Below are 18708 nucleotides of genomic sequence, written 5' to 3' on the forward strand. Positions count from 1 at the left end.
GGTGGCAGCAAGGCGATGATCCGGCCATCACCGGTGAGCCTCCGGAAGAACGGGCGCCCCCGGCGGGACGCGCCTCAGTAGAACCGGACGGGTGCGGCCCGTCACAGCCGTCGAAGAGAGGCCAGTGCCCTCGTGCCCTGGCAAGCGGGGTGGTACCGCGGTGCGCCGTGACCGGCGTGTCGTCCCCGTGAGCCGGTCGACGCACGCGAGGAGCAGCACGATGGCCTACCCGAAGGCAGGTGGGGGTTCCGTCCCCTCCCAGCCGTCCTTCCCCGCCCTCGAAGAGGGCGTGCTCGACTTCTGGAAGTCCGACCGGACGTTCCAGGCGTCGATCGACGCCCGCCCGGCCGGGGACAACGGGTCGAACGAGTTCGTCTTCTACGACGGCCCGCCGTTCGCCAACGGCCTGCCGCACTACGGCCACCTGCTCACCGGCTACGTCAAGGACGTCGTCCCGCGCTACCGGACCATGCGCGGCGAGCACGTCGAGCGCCGCTTCGGCTGGGACACCCACGGCCTGCCCGCCGAGGTCGAGGCGGAGAAGCAGCTCGGGTTCTCGTCCAAGAGCGAGATCGAGGCGTTCGGCATCGAGAAGTTCAACGAGGCCTGCCGCACGTCGGTGCTCCAGTACACCGGCCAGTGGCGCGACTACGTGACCCGGCAGGCCCGCTGGGTGGACTTCGACAACGACTACAAGACCCTCGACCTGGACTACATGGAAAGCGTCATGTGGGCCTTCAAGACCCTGTGGGACAAGGGCCTGGTCTACGAGGGCTTCCGGGTGCTCTGGTACTGCTGGCGCTGCGAGACGCCGCTGTCCAACACCGAGACCAAGATGGACGACACCTACCGGGACCGGCAGGACCCGGCGGTGACCGTCGGCCTGCGCCTGGAGACCGGCGAGCTGGCCCTGGTCTGGACGACGACGCCGTGGACGCTGCCGTCCAACCTGGCCGCCGCCGTGCACCCCGACGTGGACTACGTGGCGGTCGAGGCGAACGGCGAGCGCTACCTGCTCGCCGAGGCGCGGGTGCCCGCGTACGCCCGCGAGCTGGGTGAGGAGCCGCCGGTCGTCGCCCGGTTCAAGGGCGCCGACCTGGTCGGGCGGAAGTACGCGCCGCCGTTCGACTTCTTCGTCGGCCGGGAGAACGCGCACCAGGTGCTGGCCGCGGACTACGTCACCACCGAGGACGGCACGGGCATCGTCCACATCGCCCCCGCCTTCGGCGAGGAGGACAAGGTCGTCACCGACGCGGCGGACATCGAGGTCGTCGTGCCGGTCGACGCGCACGGCCGGTTCACCGCCGAGGTGCCGCCGTACGAGGGGCAGCAGGTCTTCGATGCCAACAAGGCGATCATCAAGGACCTGAAGGAAGCGGGTCTGCTGCTGCGCCACGAGACCTACGACCACCCGTACCCGCACTGCTGGCGGTGCGACAACGCGCTGATCCAGCGCGCGGTGTCGTCGTGGTTCGTCGCGGTCTCGCGGTTCAAGGACCGCATGGTCGAGCTGAACCAGCAGATCAACTGGGTGCCCGAGCACATCAAGGACGGCCAGTTCGGCAAGTGGCTGGAGAACGCCCGGGACTGGAACATCTCCCGCAACCGGTTCTGGGGCTCGCCGATCCCGGTGTGGGTGTCGGACGACCCGGCGTACCCGCGGGTGGACGTCTACGGCTCGCTGGACGAGCTGGAGCGCGACTTCGGCGTGCGCCCGACCGACCTGCACCGGCCCACGATCGACGACCTGACCAGGCCGAACCCGGACGACCCGACCGGGGCGTCGACCATGCGCCGGGTGCCCGAGGTGCTGGACTGCTGGTTCGAGTCCGGCTCGATGTCGTTCGCCCAGGTGCACTACCCGTTCGAGAACCGCGAGTGGTTCGAGGACCACTACCCGGGCGACTTCATCGTGGAATACAACGGCCAGACGCGCGGCTGGTTCTACACCATGCACGTGCTGGCCACGGCGCTGTTCGACCGGCCCGCGTTCCGCAACTGCGTGGCGCACGGGATCGTGCTGGGCGACGACGGGCAGAAGATGTCCAAGTCGCGCAAGAACTACCCGGACGTCAACGAGGTGTTCGACCGCGACGGCTCGGACGCCATGCGCTGGTTCCTGATGGCGTCGCCGATCCTGCGCGGCGGCGACCTGGTGGTGACCGAGCGCGGCATCCGCGACGCGGTGCGGCAGGCCGTGCTGCCGCTGTGGAACTCGTGGTACTTCCTGGCCCTGTACGCCAACGCGGACGGGGTCGAGGGCACTTGGCGGACGTCGTCGGAGCACGTGCTGGACCGGTACGCGCTGGCGAAGACCCACGACCTGGTGGCCGGGGTGACCGCCCAGCTGGACGTCTACGACATCTCGGGCGCGTGCGCGTCGATCCGGGAGTTCCTGGAGGTGCTGACCAACTGGTACGTGCGGCGCTCGCGCGACCGGTTCTGGGCGGGCGACCGGGACGCGGTCGACACGCTGCACACCGTGCTGGAGGTCGTCTGCCGGGTGGCCGCGCCGCTGCTGCCGCTGACCGCCGAGTCGGTGTGGCGGGGGCTGACCGGCGGTCGGTCGGTGCACCTGGCCGACTACCCGTCGGCGGCCGACCTGCCCGCCGACGACGCCCTGGTGGCCGCGATGGACCAGGTGCGCCAGGTGGCGTCCACGGCGCTGTCGCTGCGCAAGTCGAACAAGCTGCGGGTCCGGCTGCCGCTGGCCAAGCTGGTCATCGCGGCGGCGGACGTGGCGCAGCTGGAGGCGTTCACCGGCGTGCTGCGGGACGAGGTCAACGTCAAGGAGGTCGAGCTGACCACGGACGTGGACGCGCACGGCCACTTCCAGCTGGCGGTCAACGCGCGGGCCGCCGGGCCGCGGCTCGGGCCGGACGTGCAGAAGGTCATCAGGGCCGTGAAGGCCGGTGACTGGGCCGAGGTGGGCGGCAAGGTCGTGGCCGCCGGGATCGAGCTGTTCCCGGAGGAGTACGAGCAGCGGCTGGTCGCCACCGACCAGGGCGCGACGGCGGCGCTGCCGAACAGCGGCGGGCTGGTCGTGCTGGACACGGTCGTGACCGAGGAGCTGGCCGCCGAGGGCGTCGCCCGCGACCTGGTGCGGGTGGTGCAGCAGGCCCGCAAGGACGCCGGGCTCGACGTGTCCGACCGGATCGCGCTGACGCTGCGGCTGCCGGCCGGGGTCGAGGAGGCGGTGCGCCGGTTCGAGGCGTTCGTGAAGGCGGAGACGCTGGCCGAGTCGGTCGAGCACGGCGAGGTCGCCGAGGGCTCGGCCGGCGTGGTCGGCGACGGGCAGCAGGTCCGGGTCGCGGTGGCCAAGGTCTGAGGCGGACCCCGGAGGGGGTGGCGGGTTCGGCCCGCCACCCCCTCCGACCCGGTCAGCCGACCGTGGCGGGAAGCTGCTCGTAGATCGTCTTCCACTCGTAGGCGCCCGCGAACCCGTTGGCCCACAGGCTGTTGACCCGGCTCGCCTCGGCGGAGTTCGGGTAGGCGTTGGTGCAGGACGTGCCGGGGCCGCCGCCGGACATCAGCTCCGAGCAGGGGCCGGAGTAGTGGTCGGGCAGGCCGAGCGCGTGGCCGGTCTCGTGCGCGGTGATGCGGGTGACGTAGTACTGTCGCGCCTGGGTGTGGTCGATGAAGATCGTGCCGCTGCCGTGGCCGTTGGTGCTCGCCCACGAGCCGCGCGGGTCGTTGCCCTCGCGGTACCGCAGGGTGGCCGCGGCGGCGTTCTCGACCAGCTTGACGTTGGTCACCCGGGAGTTCCAGTTGGCGGCGCCCTGGCGGATGGCGCTGCGGTAGGTGGGGGCGCTGGAGGTGTCGTAGTAGACGGTGGCCGCCGCCGCGGTGGGCGGCGACGCCTGTTCGGCCGACGCCTGGCCGCTGAGCGGGACCACGACCGCCGCGGCGGCGACGGCTAACGAGAGAAGTGCTTTCCTCAACACGATGGACTCCTCGCACACAGGGGACTTGCAGGGGAAGCCGCGAGGCTCGTGTTCAACGTAGGGAGCGCTCCCGCAAACCATCGCCGGTCATTCGGTTGATTCGGCCAGTAATTCACCTACCGCCTTGGCCTAGAGCCGCTTCCGCAGCGTGACCAGCGCGCCCGGGTTGGGTGGCGATGCCGGGATTGTCCGGACGTCAGCGCACGTCGTCCTGTTCGAGGCGGGCCTTGAGCTGGTTCAGGCACCGGCCGCGGGTCGGTCCGATGGAACCGCGCGGCATCGAGAGGGCTTCGGCCACGGCGCGGTACTCGGCCCGGCCCGCCAGCACGGTCAGCCGCAGCAGTTCCTGGCAGCGGCGCGGCATGGCGCCGAACGCGTGCCAGAGCCTGCGGTCGCGGTCGTCGCGCAACGCCTCGGGCTCCGGGAGCCAGCGGTCGTCCGGCACGTCCACGGCCGAGTCGGTGGACAGCGAGGGCCGGCCGTCGCGGTCGCGCCACGCCCGCTGCGCCTCGCGGCGGGTGGTCACGATCAGCCAGCCGGCCACCGCCCGCGGCTCGACCAGCCGGTCCAGGTTGCGCAGCAGGTTGAGCCAGACGGTCTGCACCACGTCCTCGGCGGTGGCCTGGTCCAGGCCGTTGCCCCTGGCCACGTGCCAGACCAGCGGGGTCAGCTCGGCGACCAGCGAGGCCAGCGCGGCCCGCGAGCCCTCCCGCGCGGCCACGACCAGGGCGGCCTGCCGCTCGTGGGTGGTTCGCGACGCGGTCGCCGCCGCGCCGGGTTCGTCGGCCTCCGGGTCCTCCGGGACGGCCTCGACCGGTTCCGCGCGCGGGTGGTCCAGCCGAGGGTCCTGCTCGTCGGTCATGACGTCCCCTTCCCGGCCTCCGCCCGTGTCGAGCAGCCAAGCACGTCCCGGCCCGGGGGTGGTCACCGGCCGGCCCGCCGCGCGCCCCCGCGTCGAGCGTCCTCCTCCCGGCCCGGTGGCGGGAGGTCGGTCAGGCGGGTCGCCGGGCCGCTCCCCGGGTCGCCCTCCGGACCGCCGAGCGCAGCAGCCGGACCCACGCCGACCACCTGGCCGGCCGCGCGGGCGGGTGCCCGGCCGCGCGGGCCGCGTTGTCGAGCAGGTCCTCGACGAGCGCGTCGTGCAACCACCGGACGGCCAGCGGCCACCACAGCCGCATCAGGCCGCGCGGCCGGCCGGTCAGGGTGTGCCGCAGCCCGCCCGGCACCGCTTCGAAGGCGTGCGCGCCGACCAGGCCGAGGCTCGGCGCGAAGGTGAACTCCACGCGTCGGCCGGGCTCGTGCCCGGTGCAGCGGTAGCGGACGAACCCGTGCCCGCCGTCCGCCCCGGCGCCCAGCGGCCGGTCCAGCACCAGCGCCGGCCACCGGTCCGAGGGCCACAGCTCCACCACCCGGTCGACCAGGTCCGCGCTGTCGGGGATCAGCCGGGTGTGCACGTTCCGGATCATCAGTCCTCCTCCGTGCGGAACCGTGCGGTCCGTGACCATACGGTAGCGTATGGACGCATGGCACGGCGGACGCGCGACGACTGGACCGGGGTGGCCCTGCTGGCGCTGGCCGAGGGCGGGGTGGCCGCCGTCGCGGTCGAACCGCTCGCGACCAGGCTCGGCGCGACCAAGGGCAGCGCCTACTGGCACTTCCCCAACCGGGAAGCCCTGCTCAGGGCAACCCTCGAACGCTGGGAGCGGGAGCGCACCGAGGCCGTGATCGAGCTGGTGGAGTCGGCGGCCGAGCCACTGGCGAAGCTGCGGCTGCTGTTCGCCACCGTGCTGGAGGGGGTCGGGGACAGCGCGGTCGAGCTGGCCCTGCTCGCGGCCGGGAGCGACCCGGTGGTCGCGCCGGTGCTCGACCGCGTCACCGGCCGCCGCATCGGCTACCTGGAGGAGCTGTTCGGCGAACTCGGCTTCGCCGCCGACGCGGCCCACCAGCGGGCCGTGCTGGCGTACTCGGTGTACCTGGGGCAGGCGCAGCTGCTGTCGTCCACCCCGCACGTGGTCAAGGCGCGGCGCGCCCTGCTGGAGGAGACGCTGGCCGTGGTGATGTCCCGTGCCTGACGCGTTCCGGTTCGCGATCCGGGTCAAGCCGGGCGCGAGGCGCGAGGCCGTCGGCGGCCGGTGGGGCGAGGGCGCGCTGGTCGTCGCGGTGGCCGCGCCCGCCGTGGAGGGCAAGGCGAACGAGGCCGTGCGCAAGGCGCTGGCCAGGGCGTTCGGCGTGCGCCGGCAGGACGTCGAGGTGGTCGCGGGCGAGCGCGGCCGGGACAAGGTCGTGCAGGTCGACCCCGCCCCGGCCGGTGCTCCCGAGGTGCTGGCGCGGTTGCTGGCCGGCTAGGCCGCCAGCCCCCACAGGACGCTCGCGATGGCGTCGGCGTTGCGGTTCAACGCGGTCGCGTTCACGTTCGACGTGGTGTCGCACGACCGGTGGTAGCAGCGGTCGTACGCGACGCCCGCCGTGCCGCCCCACTTCTGCGCCTGCGCCGAGGTCTTGATGCCCTCCGCGCCGGTGAACGTGCCGCCGACCGGGATGCCCGCCCGCGCGAACGCCGCGTGGTCGGACCGCCCGCCCACGCTGGTCAGCTCGGTCTGCACCCCGATCGAGGTGAAGTAGCCCTGCAGCGCCTGCTGCAGCGCCAGCGAGCCGGACGGCTGCCCGGACGCGCTGTAGACGAAGTAGCCGGGGTTCGGCGAGCCGATCATGTCGAAGTTGAGGTAGGCGTCGATCCGCGAGCGGTCCGTCGAGGACAGCGAGTTCACGTAGTACGTGGAGCCCACCAGGCCCAGCTCCTCCGCGCCCCACCAGGCGAAGCGCAGGTGCTTGGTCGGCTGGAACCCGCTGGACCGCACGGCCAGCGCGACCTCCAGCAGCCCGGCCGAGCCGGTGCCGTTGTCGTTGATGCCCGGACCGGCCGACACGCTGTCGAGGTGCCCGCCGACCATGACCACGTTGTTCAGGTCGCCGCCGGGCCAGTCGGCGATCAGGTTGTAGCCGGTGGCGCCGCTGCTGGTGAACGACTGCACCCTGGTGGTGAAGCCGGCCGCGTCCAACCTGGACTTGATCCAGTTCACCGAGGCCAGGTAGCCGGGACGGCCGTGCGCCCGGTTGCCGCCGTTGGCGGAGGCGATGCTCTGGAGCTGGTTGAGGTCGGCCTGGACGGCGGAGACCGGGATGTCCGGCGCGGCCAGGGTGGCGGGCGGCGCGGCGGGGGGCGGCGCGGCGGTGGCCGAGCCGAGGCCGGAGCCGAGGAGCGCGCCGGTGGTGACCAGCGCGGTGGTGATCGTTCGCAACTTCACGGTGTCTCCCGCAGGGGGTGGTGTCGCTCGGAGGACAGGGAGTGACCGGGGCGGCGGACCCGTTCGCCAACGTGCACGGTCGGGCTCGGGTCGCGCTACCGGCGTTCGGCTGGTGACGCTGTGCGGTGCCGGATTCGTCCATTTCGGTATCACCGGGGAGAATGACCCTGTCGGGTGATCGGGCAAGGGCGTGGAGGTCGAGTGGGCGATGTGACGGGCTACCTGGGCATCGCCGCCGCGGTACTCCTGCTCTCGGTGCTCGCGGTCCGCGTGTCGATCCGGCTGGGCCTGCCGTCCCTGCTGCTCTACCTCGGGATCGGGTTGCTGCTCGGTGAAGCGGTGCTGGGCATCCAGTTCGAGGACGCCGGCCTCACCCGCTCGCTGGGCACGGTCGCGCTCGTGCTGATCCTCACCGAGGGCGGTCTCACCACCCGGTGGAGCGCGGTCAGACCGGCGCTGGGCCTGGGCATCGCGCTGTCCACGGTGGCCGTCGGCGTGAGCATCGCGGTCACCGGGCTCGCGCTGCACCTCCTGCTGGACATGGACTGGCGCACCGCCCTGCTGTGGGGCGCGGTGCTGTCGTCCACCGACGCCGCCGCCGTGTTCAGCGTGCTGCGCGGGGTGGGCGTGGGCAAGCGGCTGATCGGCGCGCTGGAGCTGGAGTCCGGCATCAACGACGCGCCGGTGTACATCGCCGTCGTGCTGCTCGCCGCGCCCGACCCGATCACCTGGACCGCGCCGCTGCTGATGGGCTACGAGCTGGTCGCGGGCGCGATCGTCGGCGTCGTGCTGGGCTGGGTCGGCGGCATCGCGCTGCGCCGGGCCGCGCTGCCCGCCACCGGCCTGTACCCGCTGGCCACGGTCGCGGTGTGCCTGCTCGCCTACACCGTCGGCGACCTCGCGCACGCGTCCGGCTTCCTCGCCGTCTACATCGCCGCGCTGGTGCTCGGCAACGCCCGCCTGCCGCACCGGGCCGACACCCTGTCGTTCGCCGAGGGCCTGGGCTGGATCGCGCAGATCGGCCTGTTCGTGCTGCTCGGCCTGTACGCGTCGCCCGGGCGGCTGCTCGACGTGCTGGTGCCCGCGCTGGTCGCGGGCGCGGTGCTGGTGCTGTTCGCCCGGCCGCTGTCGGTGCTGTGCGCGTCGCTGCCGTTCCGAGTGCCCTGGCGGGAGCAGGTGTTCATCTCGTGGTCCGGGCTGCGCGGCGCGGTGCCGATCGTGTTCGCCCTGATCCCGCTGATCCAGCAGGTGCCCGGCGCGCAACGCCTGGTCGACGCGGTGTTCGTGCTGGTCGTGGTGCTGACCCTGGTGCAGGGCACGAGCCTGCCGTGGCTGGCCAAGTGGCTCGGCCTGGTCAAGTCCGGCGAGGCGCACGAGGTGCAGGTGGACTCGTCGGCGCTGGACGACCTCGGCGCGGAACTGCTCCAGGTCCGCATCCAGCCCGGCTCCAAGCTGCACGGCGTGTACCTGTCCGAGCTGCGGCTGCCACCGGGTTCGTCGGTGAGCCTGGTGGTGCGCGAGGAGAAGGGCTTCACGCCGCAGCCGACGACCCGGCTCCAGGAGCACGACCAGCTGCTGGTGGTGTGCACGGAGGCCATGCGCACGGCCACCGAGCAGCGCATCCGGGCCGTGGACCGGGCGGGTCGGTTCGCGCGCTGGAAGGGCGACGTCGGCCTGCCGTGACGCCCCCGGGGGCGCTCCCAGGATGTGAACGCCCCTCGACGGCCGGGTGCGGCCTGGGTTAGCTTCGAGGCGAAGGTCATGAGTGCCAGCGCGAAGCCCAGGCTCGCTGGCCGGCAACCCTCCTACCGCGGTGGGGTGCCCCTGGTGAGGACCTGGCCGGCGCGCAGGGCGTCCGGCAAGCGCGGGCTCCCTCCGGCGGGGTCCCGGACCCCCGGAGGCGTCATGACCATCGCAGTTCCCCGACCCGCGTTCGTCGCCCGACCGGAGAAGCCGGCGCTGCCCCGCGTCGTCGGCTCCTCGCTGCGCGTCCCGCTGGTGACCGGCGAGCGCGTCGAGTACGCCAACCTCGACCACGCGGCCAGCGCGCCGTGCCTGGAGCAGGTCCGCGACGCCGTCGACGAGGTGCTGCCCTGGTACGCCAGCGTGCACCGGGGCGCGGGCTTCGCCTCCCAGGTCAGCACCAAGGTCTACGAGCAGGCGCGCACGTCGGTCCGGCGGTTCCTCAACGCCCGCGCGACCGACGCCGTCGTGTTCGCCCGCAACACGACCGACGCGCTGAACCTGCTGGCCAGGAGCCTGCCGAAGCGCACGGCCGTGATCCTGTTCGACACCGACCACCACGCCGCGCTGCTGCCGTGGCGCGGCCCGGACGTCCGCCGCCTGCGCACCCCCGGCTCGCCCGCCCAGGCGGTGCTGGAGCTGGACCGGGCGCTGCGCGAGGCCCCGGTCGGGCCCCGGCTGGTCGTGGTGACCGGCGCGTCCAACGTGACCGGCGAGGTGTGGCCGGTGGCCGAGCTGTCCCGGGTGGCGCGCCGGCACGGCGCCCGGATCGCCCTGGACGCGGCCCAGCTCGCGCCGCACCGGCCGGTGGACGTGCGCGCGCTCGACGTCGACTACACCGTGCTGTCCGGGCACAAGGTCTACGCGCCGTTCGGGGCGGGTGTGCTGGTCGGCAGGTCCGACTGGTTGCAGGCGGCCGAGCCGTACCTGGTCGGCGGCGGCGCGACGGCCCGCGTCACCGACCACGGCGACCGGCTGGGCGTGGCCTGGTCGGCGGTGCCCGAGCGGCACGAGGCGGGCACGCCGAACGTGGTCGGCGTGCACGCCCTGGCCGTGGCGTGCGACGTGCTGGGACGGCACTGGGAGCAGACCACCGAGCACGAGCGCGTGCTGCTGGCCAGGTTGCGCGCGGGGCTGGCGACCGTGCCGGGCGCGCGCGAACTGGCGCTGTTCGGCCCCGACCAGGACCGGGTCGGCGTGGTGAGCTTCACCGTCGGCGGTCAGGACGCGGGCTACCTGGCCGCCGCCCTGTCGGCGGAACACGGCATCGGCGTGCGCGACGGCGCGTTCTGCGCTCACGTGGCCGTGCACCGGCTCGCGCACGGTGAGCGCGCGCTGCGCGCGTCCATCGGCCTGGGCACGACCGAGGAGCACGTGGACCGCTTCGTGGCCGCGCTGCGCACGCTCGTCACCGAGGGTTCGCGGTGGGAGTACGAGGTCCGGGAAGGCCGCTGGACGCCGGTGGACGACGAGCGCGCGCTCCCGCCGTTCCTGCGCTGATCGGGATGCTGGACAATGGCCCGGTGAGCACCGATCCCAACACCGAGCCGGACACGCCGGACCAGCCGGACGCACCGCTGCCGAAGCGCCGGGTCCTCCTGCTGGCCGTCATCGCGCCGCTGGTGTTGGCCCTCGACCTGGTCACCAAGATCATCGCGGTGGAGGAGCTGGAGGGGCGTGAGCCGGTCGAACTGCTCGGCGGCCTGCTCTACCTGCCGCTGATCCGCAACACCGGCGCCGCGTTCGGGCTGGCCGAGGGCTGGACGGTGATCCTCGCCCTGATCGCGTTCGGCGTGGTCGTGTTCATCCTGTGGATCGCGCGCCGGCTGCGGTCGGTCGGCTGGGCCATCGGCCTCGGCCTGGTGCTCGGCGGCGCGACGGGCAACCTGGTGGACCGCATCTTCCGCGCGCCCGGCCCGCTGCGCGGCGGCGTGGTCGACTTCATCTCGGTGCTCGACCCGTGGGGCAACTTCTTCCCGGTGTTCAACCTGGCCGACTCGGCCATCTGCGTGGGCGGCGGCGTGATCGTGCTGATGGCGCTGCTCCAGCGGGACTACGACGGCACCCGCGTGGAGAAGAAGCCCAGCGGGAAGAAGGCGGGCGCATGAGCGGTTATCGAACCCTCCCGGTCCCGGACGGCCTGGACGGGATGCGGGTCGACGCGGGCCTGGCCAAGCTCCTCGGCCTGTCCCGCACGGTGGTCGCCGCGCTGACCGAGTCGGGTGACGTCGTGCTCGACGGGCAGCCCGCGGGCAAGTCGGACCGGCTGGTCGCGGGCGCCGTGCTGGAGGTCACCCTCCCCGAGCCCGAGCGCCCGGTCCAGGTGCAGGCCGTGCCCGTGGAGGGCCTGGTGGTCCTGCACGAGGACGACGACATCATCGTGGTGGACAAGCCGGTCGGCGTGGCCGTGCACCCCAGCCCCGGCTGGACCGGTCCGACCGTGGTCGGCGGCCTCGCGGCGGCGGGCATCCGGATCGCCACGTCGGGCGCGGCCGAGCGCCAGGGCGTCGTGCACCGGCTGGACGTCGGCACCACCGGCGTGATGGTGGTGGCCAAGAGCGAGGGCGCCTACTCGGCGTTGAAGCACGCGTTCAAGGAGCGCACGGTCGACAAGCTCTACCACGCGCTCGTGCAGGGCCACCCGGACCCGATCAAGGGCACCATCGACGCCCCGATCGACCGGCACCCCAAGCACGACTACAAGTTCGCCGTGATGGCCAACGGCAAGCCGAGCATCACGCACTACGAGGTGGTGGAGGCGTTCCGGGCCGCGTCGCTGCTCGACGTGCACCTGGAGACCGGCCGCACCCACCAGATCCGGGTGCACTTCTCCGCGCTGCGGCACCCGTGCGTCGGCGACCTGACCTACGGCGCCGACCCGGTGCTGGCCAAGCGCCTCGGCGTGACCCGGCAGTGGCTGCACGCCCGGACGCTGGGCTTCCACCACCCGGCCGACGGCCAGTGGGTGTCGTTCACCAGCGAGTACCCCGCCGACCTGGCGGACGCCCTGGAGTCGTTGCGCGCAGAGGGTTACTGACCGCCCGAGGCGCAAGACTTTCGCCTCGGGCGTGATGTGGGCCATATCCCTTTCCCCGGTCCGTCCGGCTTGCGAAGCTCTGTCGGACGAGCCTGGGGGATGGCGACATGGACAACAGGTCCCGACTGGTGGCGCTCCTCGGCGCCCTGTGCCTGCTCGGACCGCTCTCGATCGACACGTACCTGCCCGCGTTCCCCGGCATCGCCCGGGACTTCGGCTCGACCGAGTCGCAGATCCAGCTGTCGCTGACCACGTTCATCATCGGCCTGTCGGTCGGCCAGCTGCTGGTCGGCCCGCTGTCCGACTCGTGGGGCAGGCGCCGGCCGCTGCTGGTCGGCATCGGCTGCTACGTCGTGATGTCGGTCTTCTGCGCGGTCGCGCCCAGCGCGTTGGCGCTCTCCGGGCTGCGGCTGCTGCAGGGGATCGGCGTGGCGGCCGGGTTCGTGGTGGCGATGGCGGTGGCGCGCGACCGGTTCGAGGGCCTGGCGATGGCGCGGTTCATGTCGATGATGATGCTGGTCAACAGCCTGGGCCCGGTGGTGGCGCCGGTGCTGGGCGGCCAGCTGCTGCGGTTCACCAGCTGGCGCGGCACGTTCGTCGTGCTCGCCGTGATCGGGCTGGTCCTGCTGGTGACCCTGGCCGTCGGCCTGCCGGAGACGCTGCCGCGCGACAAGCGGCGGCCGGCGAACCTGCTGCTCACGCTGAAGGTGTTCGGCGGGTTGCTGGCCGACCGCAAGTTCCTCGGCTACGCCCTGGCGTCGGCGCTGGCCCTCGGCTCGCTGTTCGGCTACGTCGCCGGGGCGTCGTTCGTGCTGCAGGGGGTGTACGGGCTGACGCCGCAGCAGTTCAGCCTGGTGTTCGGGGCGAACTCGGTGGCGATCGTGCTGGCCGGCCTGCTCAACACCAGGCTGACCGGCCGGATCATGCCCCGGTCGCTGCTCAAGGCCGGGCTGGCGGGTGCGGCGGTCGGCGGGTTCGGGCTGCTGGCCGGCGGGCTGGTGGGTGGTGGGCTGGCGACGTTCCTGCCGCCGCTGTTCGTGCTCACGATGAGCGTCGGCCTGCTCATGCCGAACGCCGGCGCGCTGGCGATGGCCCGCCACCCGGAGGCGGCGGGCAGCGCGTCGGCCGTGCTGGGCGTGACGACGTTCCTGGTGGGCGGCCTGATGGCGCCGCTGGTCGGCGCGGGCGGGTCGGCGAGCGTGCTGCCGATGGTGACCGTGATGGCGGGCGCGACGACCCTGGCGGTGCTGCTGTTCGCCACGATGACCAGGGGCGACGTGGGGATCACCCGGGAAACCGAGTCCGCGCCTGCCTGAGCCCCGGCGGCCGTGATCCGGTAGGCCCGCGACCCCGGTCGGCTCCGGAGCGTGACGAGCGGGTGGAGGTTGTCGTCGGTGAGGTCGGCGTGGTCCGTGGACACCGACAGCCCGTGCCACCGCGCGTCCGACTCGGCGCGGGTCCGCTCCACCCGCCCGGCGAACCGGACCGCGTCGCTGCCCGGCAGCAGGCGGACCGGCGGCTCGTCCATCCCGGCCACCCGGAGCACGACGTCCGCGACCTTCGCCGGGTCGCTCGCCGCCCGGGCCATCAGCGTGGTCCGCAGCGCGTTCACCGCGCCGACCGTCTGCTCGTAGGCCGGCGAGACCGGGTGCACGGTCATGGACGAGCCCGCCCAGTCGGTCCGCATCCCGCCCGGCCCCAGCACGGTCACCCGGACGCCGTGCCGCTCGATCAGGTCGGCCGGCTGCTCGGGCCTGCGAGCGGTGGCGACCAGGGAGTGCCCGGCGGTCGGCATCGCGGGCGCGCCGCTCGACCCGGCGAACCTGCCGGAGTACGCGGGCCGGCTGTTCGACCGCTTCACCGACGACCCGGTCAAGGAGCGGCTGGCCAAGTGGCACCGCCTGGAGGGCGACGGCCGCGCGGCGGTCGAGGTCCGCGCTGTGGGGCTCGACGACCCCGGAGGTGGCCGGGCACGCCGCCGGCATCCCGCGCGAACGCCGCCGCCGGGTCGTGGTCGACGCGGTGGCCGCCGTCCTCGCGGACTGACGGCCGCTCAGTCGTCGATCGTCCAGACCAGCGTGTTGAGGTCGGTCTCCGGGCGCGAGCTCCAGCGCACCGAGAAGATCACCGTGTCCTCCGGCAGCACGTAGACGGTGTGCCCGCCGGCCGTCTCGCCCGGCTGCACGCCGATCTTGTGCGGCGGCCTGGACGACAGCGACACGGGCGCCTTGCCGACCGTCTCGCCCTTGTTGGTCATCAGCACCAGGTACATGTCGGGCAGGGCGTTGAACGGCACCTGACCGGTGTTCGCCAGCTCCGTGTGCACCACCACGGCCCGCTCGCCGGGCGCCAGCTTGTAGCCGGCCGCGGTGAACAGGAAGTCCGCCGGGTCGACCACCTCGACCAGCTGGATGGTGAACCGGGCGCCCTCCAGGCCCTCGGTCTCCAGCGTGCTGCCGATCTTGCCGGTGCGCGAGCGCGGCGCGGGCGCCTGGTCGCCGCGCGCCCAGCCGGACGTGCCGGGCACGCCCCAGGTGCTCATCGGCTCCGGCACGCGCGCCGGACCGGACGACACCGGCTGCTGCGCCGGGAACGGCGTGCTGGGCGGGCCCTGCGGGACGGGGTGGCCGGGGTAGGAGCCGGACGGCGTGCCCTGCACCGTGCCCGGGGCGGGCGGGTACGGGCCGCTCGGCGTGCCGCGGACGGCCTGGCCGCCGGGGCCCGAGTAGTTGCCCCACGCCACGCTGTTGGCCAGCGCCTTGCGGATGCCGTTCGGGTCGCACTCCACGCCGACGAGCAGCGGCAACCCGCTGCCGGACAACGTGATCAACCGGGTGGCGGCCTCCCGCGGGTCCATGCCCAGGCGCGCGGCCACCTCGTGCACGGCGGCGCGGCCCATCTCGGCGATCATGGCCAGGAGACGGGCGTCGACGGGGTCCGGCGCTACCACACCTTGAACGCTACCCGTGAAGGCGGATCTGCGCGCCATCGGCCTGCCGACTGGATCGGGCTGACACGACCGGACTAGTGTGCGTCGGGCGGCTTTGCTGGGCTTCGCCATCTGCTTGGTGTGCGTGGTATACAAGGGGGTTTTGGCGTGGCTGACTCGTTTGTGCACCTCCACGTGCACACCGAGTACTCGATGCTCGACGGCGCGGCCAAGTTGAAGGACATGTTCGCCGAGTGCGAGCGGATGGGCATGCCCGCCGCCGCGATCACCGACCACGGCAACATGTACGGCGCCTACGACTTCTACAAGCAGGCGACCGCCGCGGGCGTCAAGCCGGTGATCGGCATCGAGGCGTACCTGGCCCCCGAGTCGCGCTTCAACAAGAAGCGCGTGCTGTGGGGCGACCCGGGCCAGAAGTCCGACGACGTCTCGGCCAGCGGCGCTTACACGCACCAGACGATCTGGGCCCGGAACAACGAGGGCCTGCACAACCTGATGAAGATGTCGAGCCGGGCCTCCACCGAGGGCCAGCTCGGCAAGTGGCCCCGGATGGACGTCGACCTGATCGCCGAGCACTCGGCCGGGCTGATGGCGACCACCGGCTGCCCGTCCGGCGAGGTGCAGACCAGGCTGCGCCTGGGCCACGAGAAGGAGGCCCTGGAGGCCGCCGCGAAGTACCGCGACATCTACGGCGCGGACAACTTCTTCGTCGAGCTGATGGACCACGGCATCGAGATCGAGAGCCGGGTCCGCGGCGGGCTGGTGGACATCGCGAGGAAGCTCAGCATCCCGTTCGTGGTGACCAACGACTCGCACTACACCTACGCCGAGGACCGCGACGCGCACGCGGCGCTGCTGTGCGTGCAGACCGGCAAGACGCTGCAGGACCCGACCCGGTTCAAGTTCGACGGCACCGGCTACCACCTGAAGTCGCCGGACGAGATGCGCGCGATCGACTCCTCCGACGCCTGGCAGGAGGGGTGCCGCAACACCCTGCTGGTGGCCGAGAAGGTCGACACCACCGGCATGTTCACCTTCCAGAACCTGATGCCGCGCTACCCGACCCCCGGCGGCCAGTCCGAGGCCGAGTACTTCCGCGAGGAGGTCTGGGCGGGCATGCGCCGCCGGTTCCCCGACGGCGTGGACGAGGTGCACGAGAAGCAGGTCGAGTTCGAGATCGACGTCATCCTCCAGATGGGCTTCCCGTCCTACTTCCTGGTGGTCGCCGACTTCATCAACTGGGCCAAGGCGAACGGCATCCGCGTCGGTCCCGGCCGAGGTTCGGCCGCGGGCGCGCTGATCGCGTACGCCATGGGCATCACCGACCTGGACCCGCTGGCGCACGGCCTGATCTTCGAGCGGTTCCTCAACCCGGACCGGGTCAGCCCGCCCGACATCGACATCGACTTCGACGAGCGCCGGCGCGGCGACGTGATCCGGTACGTCACCGAGAAGTGGGGCGTCGACAAGGTCGCCCAGGTGATCACGTTCGGCACGATCAAGGCGAAGGCGGCGATCAAGGATTCCGCCCGCGTGCTGTACGGGCAGCCGGGCTACGCGGTGGCCGACCGGATCTCCAAGGCCATGCCGCCCGCCGTGATGGGCAAGGACATCCCGCTGGCCGGCGTGTTCGACCCGGCGCACAAGCGGTACTCCGAGGCCGCCGAGGTGCGCGCGCTGTACGAGACCGACCCGCAGGTCAAGGAGATCATCGACACCGGCCGCGGCCTGGAGGGCCTGATCCGCAACGCGGGCGTGCACGCCTGCGCGGTGATCATGTCCGCGGAGCCGCTGACGGACCACATCCCGGTCTGGATGCGGCCCCAGGACGGTTCGATCATCACCCAGTTCGACTACCCGACGTGCGAAACGCTCGGCCTGCTGAAGATGGACTTCCTCGGCCTGAGCAACCTGACCACGATCGACGACGCGCTGAAGAACATCGCGCTGAACGGCAAGGGCGACGTCGACATCGCGACCGTGCCCCTGGACGACCGCAAGACCTACGAGCTGCTGGGCCGCGGCGACACCCTGGGCGTGTTCCAGCTCGACGGCGGCGCCCTGCGCGACCTGCTGCGGCTGATGCGGCCGGACAACTTCGAGGACGTCTCGGCCGTCATCGCGCTCTACCGGCCCGGTCCGATGGGCGCGAACTCGCACACGAACTACGCGCTGCGCAAGAACAAGCAGCAGGAGATCGTGCCGATCCACGAGGAGCTGCGCGAACCGCTCGCCGAGATCCTGGACACGACCTACGGCCTGATCGTGTACCAGGAGCAGGTCATGGCGATCGCGCGGAAGGTGGCGGGCTACTCGCTGGCACAGGCGGACCTGCTCCGCCGCGCGATGGGCAAGAAGAAGAAGGAGATCCTCGACAAGGAGTACGAGGGCTTCGAGGCGGGCATGATCGCCAACGGGTACTCGCCCGAGGCGATCAAGACGCTGTGGGACATCCTGGTCCCGTTCGCCGACTACGCGTTCAACAAGGCGCACTCGGCCGCGTACGGCCTGATCGCGTACTGGACCGCGTACCTCAAGGCCAACTACCCCGGCGAGTACATGGCCGCCCTGTTGACCACGAACTCGGACAACAAGGACAAGTCGGCCGTCTACCTGGCCGAGTGCCGCCGGATGGGCATCACCGTGCTGCCGCCGGACGTCAACGAGTCGGAGCGCGAGTTCGTCGCGGTCGGCGACGACATCCGGTTCGGCCTCGGCGCGATCCGCAACGTCGGCGCGAACGTGGTCGACGCGATCATCAAGACCCGCAAGGAGAAGGGCAAGTTCTCCGACTTCTCCGACTTCCTGCGCAAGGTCGACGTCCAGGCTTGCAACAAGAAGGTCGTCGAGTCGCTGATCAAGGCGGGCGCGTTCGACTCGCTCGGCCACCCGCGCAAGGGCCTGCACATGGTGCACGTCGAGGCGGTCGACGCGATCATGCTGACGAAGAAGGAAGAGGCGCGCGGCCAGTTCGACCTGTTCGGCGACGGCGGCGGTGACGGCGACGGCGCCTCGGTGTTCGACGTGAAGATCCCGGAGGAGCACTGGGAGTCCAAGCACCAGCTCACGCTGGAGCGGGAGATGCTGGGCCTGTACGTGTCCGGTCACCCGCTCAACGGCGTGGAGCAGGTGCTCAGCTCCTACTCGGACACCACGATCCCGCGCATCCTGGAAGGCGACGTGCCGGACGGCACGCAGGTCACGCTGGGCGGCATCCTCGCGTCGGTCACCCGCCGGGTGAACAAGAACGGCGAGCCGTGGGCGTCGGCGCAGCTGGAGGACCTGGCCGGTGGCATCGAGGTGCTGTTCTTCCCCAAGAGCTACACGGTGCACGGCATGTCGGTGGCCGAGGACGCGATCGTGCTGGTCAAGGCGCGGGTGGCCAAGCGGGAGGACCGGATCTCGCTGATCGCCAACGACCTGGTCGTGCCGGACCTGTCCGAACTCGGCGCGCAGGCGTTGAAGCTGAAGGTGTCGGCGGCGCGCTGCGACCCGAAGCTGGTGACGTCGCTGAAGGAAGTGCTGTCCGCGCACCCCGGCACCACCGAGGTGCACCTGAACCTCATCATCAACAGCAGCCGCAACACGTTGCTGAAGCTGGACGACGCGCTCCGGGTTACGCCCACGCCGTCCCTTATGGGTGATTTGAAGGCACTCCTGGGACCGGGCTGCTTGGGCTGATCGGGTGACAAACCGGGCAACCGGGGACACGAGGGAGTCTCGGATCGT

The 18708-nt window shown here is 72.1% G+C and carries 16 protein-coding genes and 1 riboswitch; of the genes, 11 read left to right on the top strand and 5 right to left on the bottom strand.

Annotation, left to right across the window (positions count from 1 at the left end; all coding sequences use genetic code 11):
• Window positions 1-220: 220 nt before the first annotated feature.
• Entirely contained in the window at window positions 221-3328 is a 3108-nt protein-coding gene (gene ileS, locus AB0F89_RS15475; protein ID WP_367136731.1) for an isoleucine--tRNA ligase, read from the top strand.
• A 52-nt stretch (window positions 3329-3380) separates the two neighbouring features.
• Here ileS and AB0F89_RS15480 read toward each other — a convergent pair whose 3' ends face one another.
• The 3 genes from AB0F89_RS15480 to AB0F89_RS15490 all read right to left on the bottom strand — a co-directional run bounded on the left by AB0F89_RS15480 (window position 3381) and on the right by AB0F89_RS15490 (window position 5410).
• Window positions 3381-3944 carry a snapalysin family zinc-dependent metalloprotease gene (locus AB0F89_RS15480; protein WP_367136733.1) on the bottom strand — a complete coding sequence of 188 codons (564 nt, stop codon included), beginning with the start codon at window positions 3942-3944 and terminating at the stop codon, window positions 3381-3383.
• A gap of 196 nt (window positions 3945-4140) precedes the next feature.
• The gene (locus AB0F89_RS15485; protein WP_367136735.1) at window positions 4141-4806 is read right to left on the bottom strand and encodes an RNA polymerase sigma factor; all 666 of its coding nucleotides are present in this window, start codon (window positions 4804-4806) and stop codon (window positions 4141-4143) included.
• 130 nt (window positions 4807-4936) lie between these two features.
• Window positions 4937-5410 carry an SRPBCC family protein gene (locus AB0F89_RS15490; RefSeq protein ID WP_367136736.1) on the bottom strand — a complete coding sequence of 158 codons (474 nt, stop codon included), beginning with the start codon at window positions 5408-5410 and terminating at the stop codon, window positions 4937-4939.
• 57 nt (window positions 5411-5467) lie between these two features.
• On the opposite strand from AB0F89_RS15490, the gene AB0F89_RS15495 reads away from it, so the two are divergent.
• Both AB0F89_RS15495 and AB0F89_RS15500 read left to right on the top strand, forming a co-directional pair.
• A complete protein-coding gene (locus AB0F89_RS15495) occupies window positions 5468-6016 on the top strand; it encodes a TetR/AcrR family transcriptional regulator (RefSeq protein ID WP_367136738.1) in 549 nt (182 codons plus the stop codon).
• The gene (locus tag AB0F89_RS15500; RefSeq protein ID WP_367136739.1) at window positions 6009-6290 is read left to right on the top strand and encodes a DUF167 domain-containing protein; all 282 of its coding nucleotides are present in this window, start codon (window positions 6009-6011) and stop codon (window positions 6288-6290) included. Before AB0F89_RS15495 ends, AB0F89_RS15500 begins: the two co-directional genes overlap by 8 nt.
• On the opposite strand, the gene AB0F89_RS15505 is transcribed toward AB0F89_RS15500, so the two are convergent.
• Window positions 6287-7249 carry a M28 family metallopeptidase gene (locus tag AB0F89_RS15505; protein WP_367136740.1) on the bottom strand — a complete coding sequence of 321 codons (963 nt, stop codon included), beginning with the start codon at window positions 7247-7249 and terminating at the stop codon, window positions 6287-6289. The two genes, AB0F89_RS15500 and AB0F89_RS15505, sit on opposite strands and share 4 nt — an antisense overlap.
• Before the next feature lie 201 nt (window positions 7250-7450).
• Here AB0F89_RS15505 and AB0F89_RS15510 point away from each other — a divergent pair, with 201 nt between their 5' ends.
• From AB0F89_RS15510 to AB0F89_RS15540, 7 genes are all read left to right on the top strand, one after another.
• Window positions 7451-8932, top strand: a complete 1482-nt coding sequence (locus tag AB0F89_RS15510) for a potassium/proton antiporter (protein ID WP_367136741.1) — start codon at window positions 7451-7453, stop codon at window positions 8930-8932.
• A 74-nt stretch (window positions 8933-9006) separates the two neighbouring features.
• Window positions 9007-9120: riboswitch (SAM riboswitch) on the top strand.
• A 34-nt stretch (window positions 9121-9154) separates the two neighbouring features.
• Window positions 9155-10492, top strand: a complete 1338-nt coding sequence (locus AB0F89_RS15515; protein WP_367136743.1) for an aminotransferase class V-fold PLP-dependent enzyme — start codon at window positions 9155-9157, stop codon at window positions 10490-10492.
• 23 nt (window positions 10493-10515) lie between these two features.
• On the top strand, window positions 10516-11100 hold the full coding sequence (lspA, locus tag AB0F89_RS15520) for a signal peptidase II (RefSeq protein ID WP_367136745.1): 585 nt from the start codon (window positions 10516-10518) through the stop codon (window positions 11098-11100).
• Window positions 11097-12029 carry an RluA family pseudouridine synthase gene (locus AB0F89_RS15525; RefSeq protein WP_367136747.1) on the top strand — a complete coding sequence of 311 codons (933 nt, stop codon included), beginning with the start codon at window positions 11097-11099 and terminating at the stop codon, window positions 12027-12029. Before lspA ends, AB0F89_RS15525 begins: the two co-directional genes overlap by 4 nt.
• A 107-nt stretch (window positions 12030-12136) precedes the next feature.
• Window positions 12137-13345: a multidrug effflux MFS transporter gene (locus AB0F89_RS15530; RefSeq protein WP_367136749.1), complete on the top strand. Its 1209-nt coding sequence runs from the start codon at window positions 12137-12139 to the stop codon at window positions 13343-13345.
• 78 nt (window positions 13346-13423) lie between these two features.
• A complete protein-coding gene (locus tag AB0F89_RS15535; RefSeq protein WP_367136751.1) occupies window positions 13424-13663 on the top strand; it encodes a hypothetical protein in 240 nt (79 codons plus the stop codon).
• 24 nt (window positions 13664-13687) lie between these two features.
• Complete coding sequence (locus AB0F89_RS15540; protein ID WP_367136753.1) at window positions 13688-14179, top strand: hypothetical protein; 492 nt, start codon at window positions 13688-13690, stop codon at window positions 14177-14179.
• On the opposite strand, the gene AB0F89_RS15545 is transcribed toward AB0F89_RS15540, so the two are convergent.
• Window positions 14083-14979 (bottom strand): AsnC family protein, encoded by an 897-nt coding sequence (locus tag AB0F89_RS15545; RefSeq protein WP_367136754.1) that lies wholly within the window; start codon window positions 14977-14979, stop codon window positions 14083-14085. The genes AB0F89_RS15540 and AB0F89_RS15545 overlap by 97 nt on opposite strands.
• Window positions 14980-15126: 147 nt before the next feature.
• On the opposite strand from AB0F89_RS15545, the gene dnaE reads away from it, so the two are divergent.
• A complete protein-coding gene (gene dnaE, locus AB0F89_RS15550; protein WP_367136756.1) occupies window positions 15127-18660 on the top strand; it encodes a DNA polymerase III subunit alpha in 3534 nt (1177 codons plus the stop codon).
• Window positions 18661-18708: the final 48 nt, after the last annotated feature.

Origin of the sequence: Saccharothrix sp. HUAS TT1 (genome assembly GCF_040744945.1) — a bacterium.
GTDB lineage: Bacteria > Actinomycetota > Actinomycetes > Mycobacteriales > Pseudonocardiaceae > Actinosynnema.

Excerpts from the sequence above, each read along its gene's own strand:
- ileS (WP_367136731.1), top strand. The coding sequence starts at position 221 with ATGGCCTACCCGAAGGCAGGTGGGGGTTCCGTCCCCTCCCAGCCGTCC.
- AB0F89_RS15485 (WP_367136735.1), bottom strand. The coding sequence starts at position 4,806 with ATGACCGACGAGCAGGACCCTCGGCTGGACCACCCGCGCGCGGAACCG.
- AB0F89_RS15490 (WP_367136736.1), bottom strand. The coding sequence starts at position 5,410 with ATGATCCGGAACGTGCACACCCGGCTGATCCCCGACAGCGCGGACCTG.
- AB0F89_RS15495 (WP_367136738.1), top strand. The coding sequence starts at position 5,468 with ATGGCACGGCGGACGCGCGACGACTGGACCGGGGTGGCCCTGCTGGCG.
- AB0F89_RS15515 (WP_367136743.1), top strand. The coding sequence starts at position 9,155 with ATGACCATCGCAGTTCCCCGACCCGCGTTCGTCGCCCGACCGGAGAAG.
- AB0F89_RS15525 (WP_367136747.1), top strand. The coding sequence starts at position 11,097 with ATGAGCGGTTATCGAACCCTCCCGGTCCCGGACGGCCTGGACGGGATG.
- AB0F89_RS15530 (WP_367136749.1), top strand. The coding sequence starts at position 12,137 with ATGGACAACAGGTCCCGACTGGTGGCGCTCCTCGGCGCCCTGTGCCTG.
- AB0F89_RS15540 (WP_367136753.1), top strand. The coding sequence starts at position 13,688 with ATGGACGAGCCCGCCCAGTCGGTCCGCATCCCGCCCGGCCCCAGCACG.